We start from the raw sequence: 16,223 nt of genomic DNA, 5'->3' as shown, positions 1-16,223 counted from the left end.
GAAACAGCGGAGGCCATGTTGTATTTACGGGCGCATTACAAAGCTGGTCGATGGAACATGCTGAGAGAGCATATTTTTTCCCTCAAGGCAGCAAGTGTGGTTTGACCTACTTTTTGGGAATGCTCCCTATATCGCCGTCGCATAAAAGCAAACAGGAGGGACAGATGGAAATCATAACAAAGGTGAGAGACTTTCCCGAGAAAATAAAACATTATCGTATTCCGCCCGAAACCCGCATACGTGTGATAATAACAGACACAAAAACGAGCAAAATCTCTGGTGAAGGTGTGCCATTGCCGATAATCACACATGAAGAACAGAGGCGGAGACTTAATCTTATGCCGAAACGATATGAGCCGGGAGCTTCCGAGGAACTGACGGAAATTATCAGAAAATCCCGCATGAATACAGACTCCCCTGAACTGTGAAATACCATGGCTTATCTTTTTGACACGAATCACTGCATTTACCTGATGAATGGATGGGGTGCTCCTGAATCCAGACGCTCCGCAGAAGAACGGAATACCGCAGAGGCGTTCAACGGGATTCGGAATGATGTGGTTTACATGAGTGAAGTCTCTGTCGGAGAGCTTCTTTACGGAGTCGAACGTTCACGGAAAAAGGAATACAATCGTCAGAGGCTGGAGATGCTGATCTCCGCTGTCCCCCCAGTTCCTGTAACCCGGAGAGTTTGGGAAATATACGGAGAAACGAAAGCTGAACTGAGCAGGCATGGGAAAACGATCCCGGATATGGACCTGCTTATCGCCGCAACAGCGAAATGTCACTGTATGACTCTGGTAGCAAACGATAAACACATGGGGAACCTCCCTGATGCATTTATTTGGGAGAACTGGGCAAAGGAGCGTGGATCTGCTTGAAAGTAACAAAAGCGGACAACGCATTCCCCGAATTGTCTGATTTCGTTTTACTCAATCAAGACCTACATAGTTCATATGGACTGCCATGTTTCACCAAGCCAACCTCACCCACAGCTTAACTCAAATAGGAGCCCAATCCTCTTTTTCCATTTTCGATAAACTTAAACAAGTCTATACTGAACCGGGCCGTCATTATCACACGGATAAATATATTGCTGACTGTCTGACCCTGTTACAACCTCTCCGCCATCCAAGCAACCCATCCAGCGGAGATTGCAATCGCACTTTGGTTTCACGACGCCATCTATGACACCCGCAGGCAAGACAACGAAGAGCAAAGCGCAGAGTGGGCAGCCAGCTTTCTTAGAGCATCCAACGTCAAGCAGGCGATTATAGACCGAATAGCCCAGCTGATCATGGTCACCAAAATCCATAAGCCTCATGATGCCGATACCGCCCTCATGGCAGATATTGATCTCAGTATCTTGGGTACCTTGGGTACGCAGTCCCATCTGTTTGAGCAATACGATGCTGATATTCGTCGTGAGTACGCCTGGGTTCCAGAGCAACAATTCCGACAAGGGCGTGTGCAGGTACTCAAGAGCTTTCTGGAACGAGAGAAAATATACACAACAGCCTGTTTTTCAGAGCAGTACGAAGAGCAGGCCCGAGTAAATCTTAGGCGCAAAATTGAGCAGCTTTCCTCTGGTTTGCTATACCAATGAGAGGAGAAAGGATATGGGATGTAAATCTGATCGGCACAGCATTATGCCCCAACGGGGCTGTATGTAACCAGCCCAGGGTAACACCCTGGGTGTATTTGCTGTCGATTGGGTTGGATAGAAAATCAGTTATCTGAAATTTTGGGATAACTGCCGCTGATGAAAAAAAACTACACCAGAATCATTCAGGATCGACTGTATATGTCTGATTTTGATCTTCTGCTTCAACAAAGTGAGAACGAAAAGAAATTATGAACAACTGCAACATAGGCGCAGCCCTGCACAAGGCCGCTGCGGAACAAAAAGAGGCTGTTGCCCTGGTAACCGGCAAAAAAGGCAAGTACCAGCAATGGACCTTTCAGGAAGTACTGGCCAACAGCAATCGCTTTGCAAATGCCCTGCACAACAAGGGGGTTCAGCGTGGTGATCGGGTCATGCTCATGGTACGGCCTTCTATGGAATTTATCTGCTTGACCTATGCCCTGTTTCAGCTGGGTGCGGTGGTGATTCTTATTGATCCGGGCATGGGCTATAAGAATCTGCTCCGTTGTATTGGCTCGGTTCAACCCAAGGTACTGCTCGCCATTCCGCCGGTTCATCTCTTTTCCCGCCTCTTTCGCCAGCCCTTTGCCACGGTGGAACGGCGCTTCTGCGTTGGTCCGAATTTGTTGGGTATCTGCGGCATCTCTATGAAAGGAGCAGCCAGCAAGGCCAGCCCGGAATTCACAGCAGTGAATACTAAAGAAGACGAGCTGGCTGCGATTATTTTCACCACCGGTTCCACTGGCCCGCCCAAGGGGGTCCAGTACACCCACGGCATTTTTTATCATCAGCTCCAACAGATCCGTGATTATTACGGTATTGGCGCAGAGGATATTGATCAGCCGGGTTTTCCCCTGTTTGGCCTTTTTGCCACAGCCCTGGGTGCAGCAGCAGTGATCCCGGATATGGATCCCACCCGTCCGGCAGAGGTGGACCCGGCCAGGTTTATCCGTTCCATTCAGGATAAGCAGGTGAGCTATTCTTTTGGTTCGCCTGCCATCTGGAACGTGGTCAGCCGCTACTGCATTGATCAGCAGATTACCCTGCCAGTCCGCAAGATCCTCATGGCCGGTGCCCCGGTACCGGGTGAGTTAATCGAGCGGGTGCAGCAGATCATGCCCAAGGACGGTGAGATTTACACCCCTTACGGTGCTACAGAAAGTTTGCCTTCCACCTCTATCACAGGTCGTGAGATCCTCAAGGAGACCTGGAAAGAGACCCGAGTGGGCAAGGGCACTTGCGTTGGGCGTCCCTTGCCAGGGATGCGGGTGGAAATTATCAGGCCGGTTGATGGTCCACTGGCTGATTGGAATGAGGCTGATGTCTTGCCAACAAGCACCATCGGTGAAATTGCGGTCAAAGGGCCAGTGGTGACGCCAGCCTATGATCATAATGAAGAGGAAACCCGGATGGCTAAAATCCCTGATGCAGAAGGTGGCGGCTTATGGCACCGCATGGGCGATATGGGTTATCAGGATGATCAGGGGCGACTTTGGTTCTGCGGTCGTAAGGCTCATCGGGTCCTGACTGAGAATGGCCCCATGTACACTATCTGCTGTGAGGCTATCTTTAACGAGCATCCCGAGGTCTTTCGTTCTGCCTTGGTTGGTCTGGGCGAGCCGGGTAAACAGGAGCCTGTGTTGACCGTGGAATTATACGCCAAAAAGGCCAGGGATGAAGAGCGTCTTTGCGCGGAACTGCGTGAACTGGCCCGTGCCAATCTTCTGACCAGCAGGATTAAGACCTTTATGATCTTTGCGGTCTTTCCTGTGGATATTCGTCATAATGCCAAAATTTTCAGGGAAAAGCTGGCTGTCTGGGTTCAGCAACGGATGGATTGCCGCCAAGGGCTCTGAAAATAGCCAGAGCGCAGAGGCTCTGCGCTGGAGTTTGTTTGCATTATAGGGCTGTAGGAGAAGATCTGTATGTCTGCCCGTCATAAGCGGGTAAAATATTCCCTGTTGCCCTTTATGTTTAACGAGCCAAAAACTTTAATTTTGTTCTGTTGTTTTGGGTAAAAAATACCCGTCCCTCCCTTGAAGCTTCTTTTTTTTATGTCCGAGAAACATATTCGCTGATACAGTTATAAGCAAGAATTCCTGCTGATATCTTGATGTGGTACGAATACTGTTGCTTTGGCTTTGTCAGCTGGTTTGTGAATATCTTCTGTTCGGCATGCTAATTGCTTTTAAAGATAATTAGACTTACTCGGCATCCTTGAGTTTTTTTTAAGCGGTTTACAGAGTAAGTATTTTACTTGAATATTTAATTGTACTTGTTAACCTTTTTTTGCTGTTTATGGGCATCCAATACTCCAAAGTGGAAGCATAAAAAAATTGAAAAATTGATTGAGCAGCTCAAACGAGACTCGATACTATCATATACAATGATTTGCCCAGATGTACATAGAGAAGGTAACAGGGCGTAACTAGAATATATTATGCGTAAATTTTCTGATAACAAGAAATCCTTCAGGCGTGTGTTAATCCTCTTGCTTGTGGGGTGGACTCTGTTGTTTGTTGTTTTGCTGTGTTGGAACAGGTGGCATTTAAAGAATACCATAGTTCTGCTGGCTGAAAACAACGCGAGAATGTTCTGGAAAAAGGATATTTTGTACCGGGCATGGAATGTTTTTCACGGAGGGGCCTATGTGCCGGTGTCTAAGGAAACTGAACCCAACCCTTATCTTAATCTTGAGCATCGTGATGTAACGATCGGTGGACAGGACTACACCCTTGTTAATCCAGCCTATATGTTCAGGCAGTTTTATGAGGATGGGCAGGAGAACACAGCTATTCAGGGACATTTGACAAGCCTGAATCCCCTGCGCTCGGATAATAAACCAAGTCCCTGGGAAGAGGAGGCACTTCGCTCTTTTGAACAGGGCAGTGAGGAGTATATTAAACTGACCAAGATAGAGGATACATATTTTCTTCGCTTTATGCGTCCTGTTCGTATGAAGAAAAAGTGTTTACGGTGTCACACAGGGGAGGAAGAAAAGGTTGGTGGTATCAGAGGGGGAATCAGTATTTCTATTCCTTTGGAAGAACATTTTTCATTATTTTATACGAATTTTAACAAACTTTCATGCGCTTTTTTTGCAATTTGGCTTGTTGGGGTTGCGATCATTCTTGGTATGTATCGAATTGTCAGGAAAACAATTGGTACGTTGATCCAAAGTGAACAGCAGAAAAGTACGATTCTGGACACCATAGACAGGATTGGGATCGGTCTTTATATTATTGACACAACGTATCAGGTTCGCTATGCAAACAGCACAATGGATCATTGGTTTTCCTGTAAATCCGGGATGACATGCTATGAGTCTATTCATGCCCGTGATACACCCTGTGTGACCTGTTCTGTTGAGCAGGTTACAGAGGAGCAAGAGACGGTACGCTATGAGCTGACCTATAACGATCAGTTTTTTGATGTTATGGCGACGCCTATCATTTTACAGGATGGTAAACCAGGGAAGCTTGAACTGAGGATTGATGTCACTGCCCATAAAAAGATTGAACAGGAACAGCGCAAGGCTTTGGAGCTTATTAAGGCCAAAGAAGTTGCTGAAGCAGCAACCCATGCCAAATCTGTTTTTCTGGCCAATATGAGCCATGAAATCCGGACTCCCATGAATACCATTATCGGAATGTCGCAACTTGCCCTTGAAACCGGTTTAACACCGGAACAACATAATCTCATCTCAAAGGTGAATATCTCTTCCAGGTTATTGCTTGGCATAATAAATGATATCCTTGACTTATCAAGAATAGAAGCTGGCAAGATGAAACTGGAAATAAGTGATTTTTGTTTACAGGAGGTGCTGAATCATCTTGCAGATACTCTTCAAATTAAAGCAGATGAAAAGAGACTGGGTTTGCATATAAGCTGTTCTGAAGAGATACCTCATGTTCTTCAAGGAGATCCCTTGCGCCTGGGTCAGGTCTTGATTAATCTTGGAAATAATGCTGTCAAGTTTACCCCAGAGGGGCATATTGATGTCAATGTCCGTTTGACTGGGCAGCAGGAAGGACGCGTGTGGTTGGGATTTTCTGTTCAGGATACTGGGATTGGCATGAGCAGTGAAGAACAAAAGCGTCTTTTTCAATCCTTTACTCAGCTGGATAATGATATCACCCGTCAGTATGAAGGCAGTGGTTTAGGGTTGGCCATCTGTAAAAAACTGGTAAATATGATGGGAGGAGATATTTCAGTAACCAGTGAGCCGGGAAAAGGCTCTTGTTTTTCTTTTACCCTGGAACTGGAGGCCGGGAATGGTCAAAAACTGCCTGAAAAGAGAGCAGGGGGAACAAACAGCATATCCGGGCTGGAGGGAAAGAGAGTGCTTTTGGTGGAGGATAATATCTTTAACCAGGAATTGGCAACCATCTTACTTCGCCGTAAAAACCTTGTTGTTTTCCATGCAGGGAATGGCAGGGAAGCCTTGGATTTTCTCAGCAGTAAACCTGTTGACTGCGTACTCATGGATATCCAGATGCCAGTTATGGATGGATATACGGCCTGCCGGGAAATTCGCCAGCAGCTAGAGTTTAATAATCTGCCTGTTATTGCCATGACAGCCAATGTCATGAAAAGTGATATTGCAAAAAGCAGGGAAGCTGGCATGAATGATCATATTGGCAAGCCTCTTAATGAAGATGAGGTCTTTGCAACCCTGATGAAGTGGATGGACAAGAGTTTTAATTCGGGCAACGAAGAAAGGCTGCCTGTATGATAAGGGGAGCGTTGAACAGGGCATCCTGGTTTCCCCATTCATCATAGCCCATTGCCACCCATTCTCCCTGATTCACCAGATCATCATAGGCGAATTTCCAACCGCTCCAGTGGTCCCGGCATTTATAGGGTTGTGCAGGACCGTAGTAGGAAAATGCAGGCCCCTGGTTATTATTGGCCAACCGTGTTCCGCCGAGCAGCAACATATCTGCTCCCCGTTCCATAGCTTCTGCTTCAACTGCCTGGGCAATGCCTTGACCTGTGAATCCTTCAGGAATATGGACAAGCAGATGGGCAAAGACCCGGCAGGTCACTGGAACCTGGTGTTCCTGAAAGGTGGGCACTACTTTTTCAGTGGGAGAATAGGTTATTCCTTTATAGCCTTTTGTTTTTTCCCAAACCTTGAGGTGGGTAAGTTCGTCCTTGAAGTCAGTTACATTTCCCCAAAGGTTGCGAGCAGTCTGGCCTGTTTCGGCGCAGCCAGACAGCAAAAGGAGGATTGCGCCTCCGCTAATGAGAGGAAAAAAAACGCGTAATATCTTCATGCTGGTTGCTGTTCCTTGCTGGTCTATGGTTGCCCTCTCTTTTAAACAAGGGAGGGGCACTCTGTTATGATGTATTATAACGGAATATTGCCGTGTTTACGCCAGGGGTTCTCCAGTCTTTTATTGCGAAGCATGGCCAGAGAGCGGCAGATCCGGGTGCGGGTATGATGTGGCATGATAACATCATCAATAAAGCCACGACTACCTGCAACAAAGGGGTTGGCAAACCGGGCTGTGTACTCTGCTGTCCGCTTTTTGACCATTTCTTCGTCTTGACTATCGGCCCGAAAAATAATTTCAACAGCACCCTTAGGACCCATGACAGCGATTTCAGCACTGGGCCAGGCAAAATTAACATCGCCCCGCAGATGCTTGGAACTCATCACGTCATAGGCCCCGCCATAGGCCTTGCGGGTGATGAGGGTGATTTTAGGTACTGTTGCTTCAGCATAGGCGTAGAGCAGTTTGGCGCCGTGTTTGATAATGCCGCCGTATTCCTGAGAGGTGCCTGGGAGAAAGCCGGGAACGTCTACAAAGGTAATAATCGGAATATTAAAGGCATCGCAGAAGCGAACAAAGCGGGCCGCCTTACGTGATGAGGAGATATCAAGACAACCTGCCAGCACCATGGGTTGATTGGCAACGATTCCTACTGTAGAGCCTTGCATTCGAGCCAGACCAATGATGATATTAGCGGCAAAGTCGGGCTGGATCTCGAAGAAATCATGCTCATCCACCACCTTGGTGATGAGTTCCTTTATGTCATAGGGTTTATTGGGATCGTCTGGAATCAGGCTGTCCAGAGAAAATTCGGTGCGCTCGGGAGTATCATTGCAGGGCCAGACCGGTGGTGCCTCCCGGTTATTGGAGGGAAGGAAATTAACAAACCTTCTCAGCATCAGCAAGGCTTCCGCACCGTTATCAAAGGCCAGATCAGCCACCCCGGAGCGGCCTGTATGGGTGGCAGCTCCACCCAGCTCTTCCGCTGTTACGCTTTCATGGGTGACGGTTTTAACCACATCCGGTCCAGTAACAAACATATATGAGGTGTTTTTCACCATAAAGATGAAGTCCGTCATTGCCGGAGAATAGACAGCACCACCAGCACAGGGACCCATGATCATGGATATCTGTGGGATTACTCCGGAAGCCATTACGTTGCGCTGAAATATATCTGCATATCCGGCCAAGGCATCAACACCTTCCTGAATGCGTGCTCCACCAGAATCGTTCAGGCCAATGACCGGGGCACCAACTTTGATGGCATGGTCCATGATTTTACAGATTTTTTCCGCATGTGCTGCTGATAACGAGCCGCCAAATACGGTAAAATCCTGGCTATAGACAAACACAAGTCGCCCACATACGGTTCCATAGCCAGTGACCACCCCATCTCCAGGGATTTTTTGATCTGCCATGCCAAAATCCACACACCGATGTTCGACGAACATATCCCATTCTTCGAAGCTGCCTGGATCAAGAAACAGTTCAATGCGTTCACGAGCGGTCAGCTTTCCTTTGGCGTGTTGTTTATCAATCCGCTTCTGACCTCCGCCAAGGCGGGTTGCCTCACGTTTTGCGTCAAGTTGGTCTATAATATCCTGCATAATATTGAAGAGTAGAGAGTATAGAAAATACCGGGTGCCCCTTGGGGCACCCAATCAAATTTCATCTTTTGTTGCCCCCTCCCCCAAAAGGAGCGATGGGTGTTATTTGGGTTGCTTCGAACATTGCGGAGTTGAGCATATCTCGGTTAGCACGCCGTGGGTGGATTTTGGGTGGAGAAAGCCTATCTGTTTGCCACCAGCCCCAGGGATTGGTGTCGGGTTGATGAGTTGGCAACCGGCTTGCGCAGCTTGTTCCAGTTGCGCTGCTGTATTATCGCTGTGGTAGGCAATATGATGGACTCCTTCACCCTGGCGTTCCAGGAATTTTGCTATGGGGCTGTTCTCACCCATAGGTTCAAGTAATTCAATTTTTGTTTCGCCGAGAGAAAAAAAAGCCGTACGCACCTGTTGGGAAGGAACTTCTTCAATGCGCTTGCAATGCAGGCCAAGAGCCTGCTCGTAAAAGGCGCGGGCATCAGTAATGGAGTGAACAGCTATTCCTATATGGTCTATTTTTTTTAGCATATATGGAAACTCATTTGGAGCTCATTTCAGGAGAGGGGAAGTGTTTTCCCTCTCCCAGATTTGTATTTAGTTGCACCCGAGTCCCCAACCCCAGGAGTCAATACAGGTCACCTGTGGAATCACCTTGCCACCACAGGATTGATAGCAATAGCGATGTTCTTTATTGCACTGTTCAAAGTTTGGGGGAGGGCAAGGGGTTCGGTTGTCGTAACAGGTCATTTCCCTGGATTTAATGCAGTTCTCCAGTTTAATGCTTGCTATCTCGTTGCGATGTTGGCAATCTTTCCTGGCAGCTTTAACGTCGTTTTTGCATTCAGTTCTGTTCTGCTTACATTGCATAATACAGAGTTGCCCCTGCTGGGTTGTTGGTGGTTCCAGCATGTACTCTGTCTTATACAATGGGCCGCAGGCATTCAGTGATAGCAGCAACAGCGACAATATTCCTGCACCCCATAGGCTCCTTACATGTGGAATTTTTTTTCGTACTTTCTTCATAACTCCTCCCCCTTGTGCATTAGCTTTCCTGGAGTTTATCTGTGATCAGGTCATAAAGGACATTACTGGTTTCCCGGACAACGCGTACACAATTTTTTCGGGTGCTGTCTGGATTTGTTCGGAAATTTTGTACAGCCTCTTTGTCTTTCCAATCTAGCTGGGCAATATCAGAGCATTGAGTACTGCCGTACGGTTCTGTGATTTGGGCAAATTTTTGCACCATTGCATAGCTGACACTACACATTTGTTTATGATTTTCCTGCTGAGGCGTTGTTTTTCCCAGAGTAAAGCCGATTGTTGCCAAGGCACCGGACAGGGCTCCGCAGGTCTGCCCACTACTCCCCATGCCACCAGCAAAGGGGGCCATAGCTGCAACAACTTCTGGTGATGGTGGCTCGTCTCTGAAGAGTTCTGCGCAGGCACAGAGGACGGCTTGGCTGCAATGAAAGCCATCTGCAAAAAGTTGAGCGGCTTTGTCTGCTGTTTCTTCTCGTTCTTTCTGTTGCTTATCCTGTTCCATTTCTTTTTTGCTCCTTTTATATTGTCCCGTTCCTGAGAGGGCGGAATGGGAGTTATTGCAAACTTCTCTCTGTTAAGGGAGAGTTGTATCATTTCAAACCAAAGGTGGAGTGAGGATCCTGCGAGTATCTGTTGCTGATAGTCGTTTCTTCTTGAGGGAAAGGAATGGAGACAGTCCCACACTTAGCCATCTTAACATGTATCGGTCAATAAACTCAAAGAAGTTTTTTATTCTTCAGGCGGAACTTGTTCATCTGTTGTTTTTGCCTGCTCTGTACCCAGTGAACCGACTTCAGGAAGATACTCATGAAAGGCATCACCATAAATTTCCCAAATGGTTATAAAAAGCCCGGAAATAATCGGTCCGATAATGATGCCGAGAACACCAAACAAGGCTATGCCACCAAGAGTACCGAACAGGACAAAGAGATCATGCATTTCAGTATCTTTGCCCACTAAACGGGGACGGATCAGGTTGTCCAGATTTCCTGCAACAGCACCGCAGATAACAGCAAGCAGAATAACGCCGGAAAAATCACCACCTATTGCAAGGATAATCAGGGCCGGTACCCATACCACAGCTGTGCCCACAGCCGGTATAATAGAGAGAATAGCCATGATGGTTCCCCAGAAAACAGCCCCCTGGATGCCTGCCAGAAAAAAGGCAAACCCGCAGATTCCTCCTTGCAGTATCCCGATAATAAAGGTCGATTTCATGGTTGCGCCGGTTATGGAAGTGAAGCGCAGGAGAAGGCGTTCTTCATCTTCATGTGACATGGGGAGGTAATATAAAATCTTTCTCAACAGAATTTCTCCGGTACTCAAAAAATAAAACATCACATAGAGCATGATCACAATATTAAACAGGGCGTTGATCGTTATCTTGGTTAGGGATGTAAGGGAGTTAATGATCAGATTGGAGACAATGCCGACAACTTCACCAGCCTTTTGCAGGATCATATCCCGGTAGGGCAGAAAGATTTCGTGATGAGGTATTTTACTGATATATTTAGAAAGTGCCCCTGGTTCTTCCACAAAGGATTCTATCCACGGGGTCACTGACTGGCTCACATGGACAGCCTGGCTGATGACTACGCCGATGAGAAGGGCCAGAGGAATCAGAATGAGACAGACAATGGCAACGATAACGAGGATAGATGCCAGATTTTCTCGGTTATTCAGGCGTGGAGTGAGCCACCTGTGTGTAGGAATTGTCATGGCGGAAAAGAGTCCGGCCATGAAGATTGCCATAAGAAATTGCCGAATCATGGTCAGGAACAGGGCTGAGATTGCTGTTACCATGATCAGAAGTATTATCTTGTTGACATGAGGATGTTTGATCATCTTTGACCGCCTTTTCGGTTTCACCGTAAAGAAAGCATTATCAGGTTATCTGAGAATGAGACAGTTGGGTTCTTTTGGGAGAGAAATTTAACTATGCTCAATTCCCTGTAACTTGTCAATGTTTTTAGTCTATACCCGTGTCTTGCAACAAAATGATCCCTGTAGTAAAGTCAGCCTTTATTCTGTTACTTTATTTTCATGGTTTCCGATGGACTGCCGATGAATTGGCATTGGAGAGTTTAGCGTATTTTGAAATTCAGAATTATACAAAATGGAAGTATTTTTTAAGATAATAACGAAACTGTAATTTGTGACAATTACGTGCCGGACAAATGAGAAGCAAAACAAATTTTTTACCAAAGTCAACAGGTCTTCTTGTTTTGCTTCTTTTTCCTTAATGCATAATCTCTCATGGTTGATTTGGGATGATTTTTGTTTTATACGCAAAAAATGTTTTAATTACAAGGGAATACTAAGTTTATTCTTGTATCTCACCAGGCTTTTTATAGAGTAACATATTGAAAATATATAGCTAACTACCAAATGTATGTTTAAAGCATGTACCCCAAAAAAAGGCTGGTTTGAAAAAATTAAGAGCTTTTTCTTTTCAATGTTTAAAAGTATTGACTAATCTCTTTTAAAATGACACGATAGTATTTTTAATTATGTGAACCAACAATTCGTTTTTGTAAGGAGAGAATATTATGGCTAAAAATGAAGACAAAATTGTAAGCCTGCTTCAGGAAGGTGTAACTTTTGCTCCTCCGGTTGAAGGACAAGATCAGGCTCACGTTAAATCAATGGATGAATATAAGACTGCTTATAAACGCTCCATGGAAGATCCTGAAGGTTTTTGGGCTGATCGGGCCGAAGAGCTGGTTACCTGGGATAAGAAATGGGATAAAGTGCTGGAATATGATTTCAGCAAGCCTGAGATTGAGTGGTTTAAGGGTGGTAAGCTGAATATGTCGGTGAATTGCCTGGATCGTCACCTCACCAATGGTCGCCGCAATAAAGCTGCTATCATTTGGCAGGGTGAGCCGGAAGAGGACGTCAAGGTCTACACCTATCAGATGCTGCATACTGAGGTCTGCCGTTTCGCCAACGTGCTGAAGAAAAAAGGCGTAAAAAAGGGCGACCGTGTCTCCATTTACCTGCCTATGATCCCTGAGTTGTCTATTGCCCTGCTGGCCTGTGCCCGTATTGGTGCGATCCACTCTGTTGTCTTTGCAGGTTTTTCCGCAGTAGCTCTGCAGAGTCGAATTCAGGACTGTGAAGCCAAGGTACTGGTGACAGCTGATGCTGTGCTCCGTTCAGGCAAAGTTATCCCGCTGAAGCCCAATGCAGATAAGGCGATGGAAGGCAGTGACAGTGTTGAAAGCTGTATCGTTGTTGAGCGGGCTGGTAATGATATCACCATGCAGGAAGGTCGCGATAGCTGGTGGCACGAAGAAGTAGCTGCCGAAGATATCAGCAGTGAGTGCGAGCCAGAGTCTATGGATGCGGAAGACATCCTGTTCATCCTCTATACCTCTGGTTCTACCGGTACTCCTAAGGGGGTTGTTCACACCACTGGTGGTTACCTGACCTATGCTATGCATACCTGTCAGTGGGTTTTTGACCTGAAAGATGATGATGTCTACTGGTGTACCGCTGATATCGGTTGGATCACCGGCCATACCTATATCCTTTATGGGCCGCTGGGGCTGGGTGCTACTTCTCTTATGTTTGAAGGTGTTCCTTCCTATCCAGGACCGGATCGCTTCTGGAAGATTGTTGAAAAATTTAAAGTTAACACCTTTTACACTGCCCCGACGGTTATCCGTGCTCTGATGCGGGAAGGCGAAGAGCCGATTCAAAAGCATGATCTTTCCAGTCTCCGTGTTCTTGGTTCTGTTGGTGAGCCCATCAATCCAGAAGCATGGATGTGGTATCATGTAAATATCGGTAAAGAGAAACTGCCTATCGTGGATACCTGGTGGCAGACAGAGACCGGTGGTATCATGATTTCACCGTTGCCGTATGCAACCACCCTGAAGCCTGGTTCAGCTACCTATCCGCTGCCTGGTATTGATGCGGCAATCTATGACGAAGATGGTAACGAAGCTGCACCGAATGAAGGTGGTCACCTGGTTATCCGTAAGCCGTGGCCAGGAATGTTACGTGGTGTCTACAAAAACCCGGAACGTTTCAAGAAGACCTATTTCAGCCGCTATGATAACACCTATGATCCAGAAGATGGTGCGCGTCAGGATGAGGACGGCTGTTTCTGGATCATGGGTCGTCTGGATGACGTTATCAATGTATCCGGTCACCGTCTGGGTACTGCTGAGATTGAGTCTGCACTGGTTTCCCATGCCGCAGTGGCCGAGGCTGCTGTTGTTGGGATGCCGCATCCGGTCAAAGGCCAAACCATCTTTGCCTATGTTACCCTGATGTCTTCTGTTGCGGAGTCTGACGAGCTGATCGCTGAATTGCGCAAGCATGTCCGGACTGAGATCGGACCCATTGCTACCCCTGAGGTGATCATGTGGGCACCAGGCCTGCCCAAGACCCGTTCTGGTAAGATCATGCGTCGTATCCTGCGTAAGATTGCAGCTGACGATTTTGATAACTTCGGTGATACCTCTACCCTGGCTGATCCTTCTGTTGTGGATCACCTGGTTGAAGGGAGAAAGGGCATGTAAAAGGGTTTCATAACTGTTTTCCCGTTCCTTTTTGGGGGCGGGAAATGAGCAATGAGACGTGCATGAAAAAGCCCGAGGGAGAAGTTCTTCCCTTGGGCTTTTTTGGTTTCAGTTCAGAGGATTGGGAGCGGCGGAGATTATTTTGTTAAGATCAATCTACAACTTAAACTCATCAACCACCGCAATCAGCAGGGCATGACGGTGCGCCTTGTTCAGCCTGCTCAGGTCATTACAGCGGATGATTTCTTCTTTCATGGCAAAAGGAACATTGCCAAAACGAACCTCCAGTACTTCCAGCACAGCTTCCTGGGCCTTTTCCAGTTGCCCTCTGGTACGTCCCTGCTCAACTCCTTCGCTCATTCCCTGCTGGATTCCCTGAAGCAGTCCTTTTTCTCTCGCCATTCTTTCTATCGTTGACATATAGGGCATAGTTTGTGCCTCCTCAAACAGTTTCATTTCCTTGTTGAATTGTAACGCTTCGGGTTCAGGCAGTTTCAGCACATAATCTATAAAACGGTACAGTCTGATAATCTGTTCCTTGCTGTATTCCCTGCTATACAGTTCTTTGGTCAGATCCAATCTGAAGCTGTAGCGTTTATCCGGGTCGTTTTCAGACTTGATCTTAGCCAGCTGCACCCTGGTGATGACCGCAAACAGGTTGTCTGCTTTTTCAAGTTCAGGGTGGTCAAAGTCCAGCAATTTGATCACTGGGTAGGTGAACCTGACTTCGCAGCCGAACAGCTCTGACCTGAAACGGTCGGGCCGGAAGCCCGGACTGCCGTCGATAAGCAGAGCAATACTGACGACCTTTCTGCAATACTTGTCGAACGTCCTGTAATTGTAGACATACATCCGTTCGGAAAAGCCGCTTTCCCGACTCCCCTGCACTTCGATGTGAATAAGTATCCATTCCTTCCTTCCGTCTTTGAGGCGTACTTCGAGCAGTCTGTCTGCCTCACGCCTGACATTGTCACTGTCGCTGATAATTTCGTTCAGCTCCTTGTCCAGAAACTTCACGCCTTGGGCAAAGTCGATTTTCCGGTGCATCTCCGGCAGATAGAACCGGAAGAAGTCTTCAGTGAAGTCCTCTATCACGTCCTTCCAGTCGCTATCCATATCAGAAGGAGGCACTGTTTCCCTGTTTGTTTTCATATGTATGGTATTTCTGCTCATAGCTTCGGGTAACTGCGAAAAAGATGCATCCTCCATCGTAGAAGGAGGGCGCAGCTTTGTCAAGTCGAATGTCAGCAGGAAAGGAGGACTCGGTATTTCCTGTCTTATCCCAACAAAAAAAGCGGAGACAAGGCAAACCCTCTCTCCGCTTATCAGCTGGAACGATACTCTGTTCAGCAAATTAGAACTCAAACTCATCATTCAAGATCGTTGCCCCATTCATGTCATCCGTTGACTGTAACCTCTTGGCCGAAATTGATGGTGCTCTCCACCTGAATGCTCTGATCCCGGTTCCTGGCCTTTTGTTCAGCAGGCTGACCCTGCTTTTTCCGGGCCTTCTTGTACTGTTCCGTCCACCAGGAGCGGATGCTGTCCTGCCACTCCTTGTCCATCTGCTCTGTGATTGGATCAAGCGCATTACCCAACAACCTGTCCGCAGTCTGCCCAGGTTCCGTGAGCACAATGCGAGGTGCAGCCTTGAGGGCCTCAAACCGTTCCCTGAGACAGGGATGGGTGAGGTCAATTCTGGTCTCGACCCGCATGGCCTGATGCAGCCAGTACTCAGCCCATTTCATATTCAGTTGCGTACCAAGATTCTCTGCCATGCCCCTATAAGGATCAACAAAGGGTTCAGGATATTGCTGCGCCAGACTGAGCAATCCGGGCCAGTACGCCTCCTCCAGATACCTGTCAAGCACATGGTTAAGGGTCAGCGATTCCACAGCAGTCTCGCGTGACACCAGACGGACAGACAGGGCATCAGCCTCGAATTCACTCATGCGGGACTGGGCCAGAGCGCAGGCTGTACAATAGGGTATAAACGCAATACCGCAAAACTCGCACAGTAGCTTCAGGCAGCAAGCTTATACCACTGTTCCTTGAGCTTGTTTAACTGCTTCTGTGATTGTTTAGCGGAACGGATATGAGTTTTAAACCGATTCCTGTGATT

The 16,223-nt window shown here is 47.2% G+C and carries 15 protein-coding genes; 6 read left to right on the top strand and 9 right to left on the bottom strand.

Features of this window, described 5'->3' with window-relative positions; genetic code table 11:
- Nucleotides 1-428 (top strand): hypothetical protein (locus tag L2082_RS13615; protein ID WP_446010602.1); only part of this gene is annotated, 428 nt, incomplete at its 5' end.
- 6 nt (nucleotides 429-434) lie between these two features.
- Nucleotides 435-881 (top strand): type II toxin-antitoxin system VapC family toxin, encoded by a 447-nt coding sequence (locus tag L2082_RS13610; protein ID WP_446010601.1) that lies wholly within the window; start codon nucleotides 435-437, stop codon nucleotides 879-881.
- Nucleotides 882-1,042: 161 nt separating this feature from the next.
- Here the strand turns inward: L2082_RS13610 and L2082_RS13605 are convergent, their stop codons facing one another.
- Complete coding sequence (locus L2082_RS13605; RefSeq protein WP_446010600.1) at nucleotides 1,043-1,315, bottom strand: hypothetical protein; 273 nt, start codon at nucleotides 1,313-1,315, stop codon at nucleotides 1,043-1,045.
- Between L2082_RS13605 and L2082_RS13600 the strand changes: the two genes are divergently transcribed.
- The 3 genes from L2082_RS13600 to L2082_RS13590 all read left to right on the top strand — a co-directional run bounded on the left by L2082_RS13600 (nucleotide 1,298) and on the right by L2082_RS13590 (nucleotide 6,380).
- Nucleotides 1,298-1,606 carry an HD domain-containing protein gene (locus L2082_RS13600; RefSeq protein WP_446010599.1) on the top strand — a complete coding sequence of 103 codons (309 nt, stop codon included), beginning with the start codon at nucleotides 1,298-1,300 and terminating at the stop codon, nucleotides 1,604-1,606. The two genes, L2082_RS13605 and L2082_RS13600, sit on opposite strands and share 18 nt — an antisense overlap.
- A gap of 248 nt (nucleotides 1,607-1,854) precedes the next feature.
- Nucleotides 1,855-3,501: a fatty acid CoA ligase family protein gene (locus L2082_RS13595; protein WP_446010598.1), complete on the top strand. Its 1,647-nt coding sequence runs from the start codon at nucleotides 1,855-1,857 to the stop codon at nucleotides 3,499-3,501.
- 734 nt (nucleotides 3,502-4,235) lie between these two features.
- Entirely contained in the window at nucleotides 4,236-6,380 is a 2,145-nt protein-coding gene (locus L2082_RS13590; protein WP_446011852.1) for an ATP-binding protein, read from the top strand.
- Here the strand turns inward: L2082_RS13590 and L2082_RS13585 are convergent.
- The 6 genes from L2082_RS13585 to L2082_RS13560 form a co-directional block, all read right to left on the bottom strand.
- Nucleotides 6,346-6,924, bottom strand: a complete 579-nt coding sequence (locus tag L2082_RS13585) for a hypothetical protein (RefSeq protein ID WP_446009570.1) — start codon at nucleotides 6,922-6,924, stop codon at nucleotides 6,346-6,348. The genes L2082_RS13590 and L2082_RS13585 overlap by 35 nt on opposite strands.
- A 74-nt stretch (nucleotides 6,925-6,998) precedes the next feature.
- Nucleotides 6,999-8,531, bottom strand: coding sequence for an acyl-CoA carboxylase subunit beta (locus L2082_RS13580; protein ID WP_446009571.1), 1,533 nt, complete (start codon nucleotides 8,529-8,531; stop codon nucleotides 6,999-7,001).
- A 102-nt stretch (nucleotides 8,532-8,633) separates the two neighbouring features.
- Nucleotides 8,634-9,056: a methylmalonyl-CoA epimerase gene (mce, locus tag L2082_RS13575; RefSeq protein ID WP_446011851.1), complete on the bottom strand. Its 423-nt coding sequence runs from the start codon at nucleotides 9,054-9,056 to the stop codon at nucleotides 8,634-8,636.
- A gap of 66 nt (nucleotides 9,057-9,122) precedes the next feature.
- Nucleotides 9,123-9,551 (bottom strand): hypothetical protein, encoded by a 429-nt coding sequence (locus L2082_RS13570; RefSeq protein ID WP_446009573.1) that lies wholly within the window; start codon nucleotides 9,549-9,551, stop codon nucleotides 9,123-9,125.
- Between the two features lie 19 nt (nucleotides 9,552-9,570).
- Nucleotides 9,571-10,071: a C-GCAxxG-C-C family protein gene (locus tag L2082_RS13565; protein WP_446011850.1), complete on the bottom strand. Its 501-nt coding sequence runs from the start codon at nucleotides 10,069-10,071 to the stop codon at nucleotides 9,571-9,573.
- Between the two features lie 227 nt (nucleotides 10,072-10,298).
- Entirely contained in the window at nucleotides 10,299-11,414 is a 1,116-nt protein-coding gene (locus tag L2082_RS13560) for an AI-2E family transporter (RefSeq protein ID WP_446009575.1), read from the bottom strand.
- Between the two features lie 704 nt (nucleotides 11,415-12,118).
- On the opposite strand from L2082_RS13560, the gene acs reads away from it, so the two are divergent.
- Nucleotides 12,119-14,101 (top strand): acetate--CoA ligase, encoded by a 1,983-nt coding sequence (acs, locus tag L2082_RS13555; RefSeq protein ID WP_446009576.1) that lies wholly within the window; start codon nucleotides 12,119-12,121, stop codon nucleotides 14,099-14,101.
- A gap of 156 nt (nucleotides 14,102-14,257) precedes the next feature.
- Here acs and L2082_RS13550 read toward each other — a convergent pair whose 3' ends face one another.
- On the bottom strand, nucleotides 14,258-15,253 hold the full coding sequence (locus L2082_RS13550) for an Rpn family recombination-promoting nuclease/putative transposase (RefSeq protein ID WP_446009577.1): 996 nt from the start codon (nucleotides 15,251-15,253) through the stop codon (nucleotides 14,258-14,260).
- Nucleotides 15,254-15,498: 245 nt separating this feature from the next.
- Complete coding sequence (locus L2082_RS13545) at nucleotides 15,499-16,092, bottom strand: M48 family metalloprotease (RefSeq protein ID WP_446011853.1); 594 nt, start codon at nucleotides 16,090-16,092, stop codon at nucleotides 15,499-15,501.
- Between the last annotated feature and the right edge of the window lie 131 nt (nucleotides 16,093-16,223).

This window comes from Candidatus Electrothrix sp. (assembly GCF_052785085.1).
The sequence above is the reverse complement of the archived record's forward strand: the minus strand, read 5'-3'. Positions and strand labels throughout refer to the sequence as shown.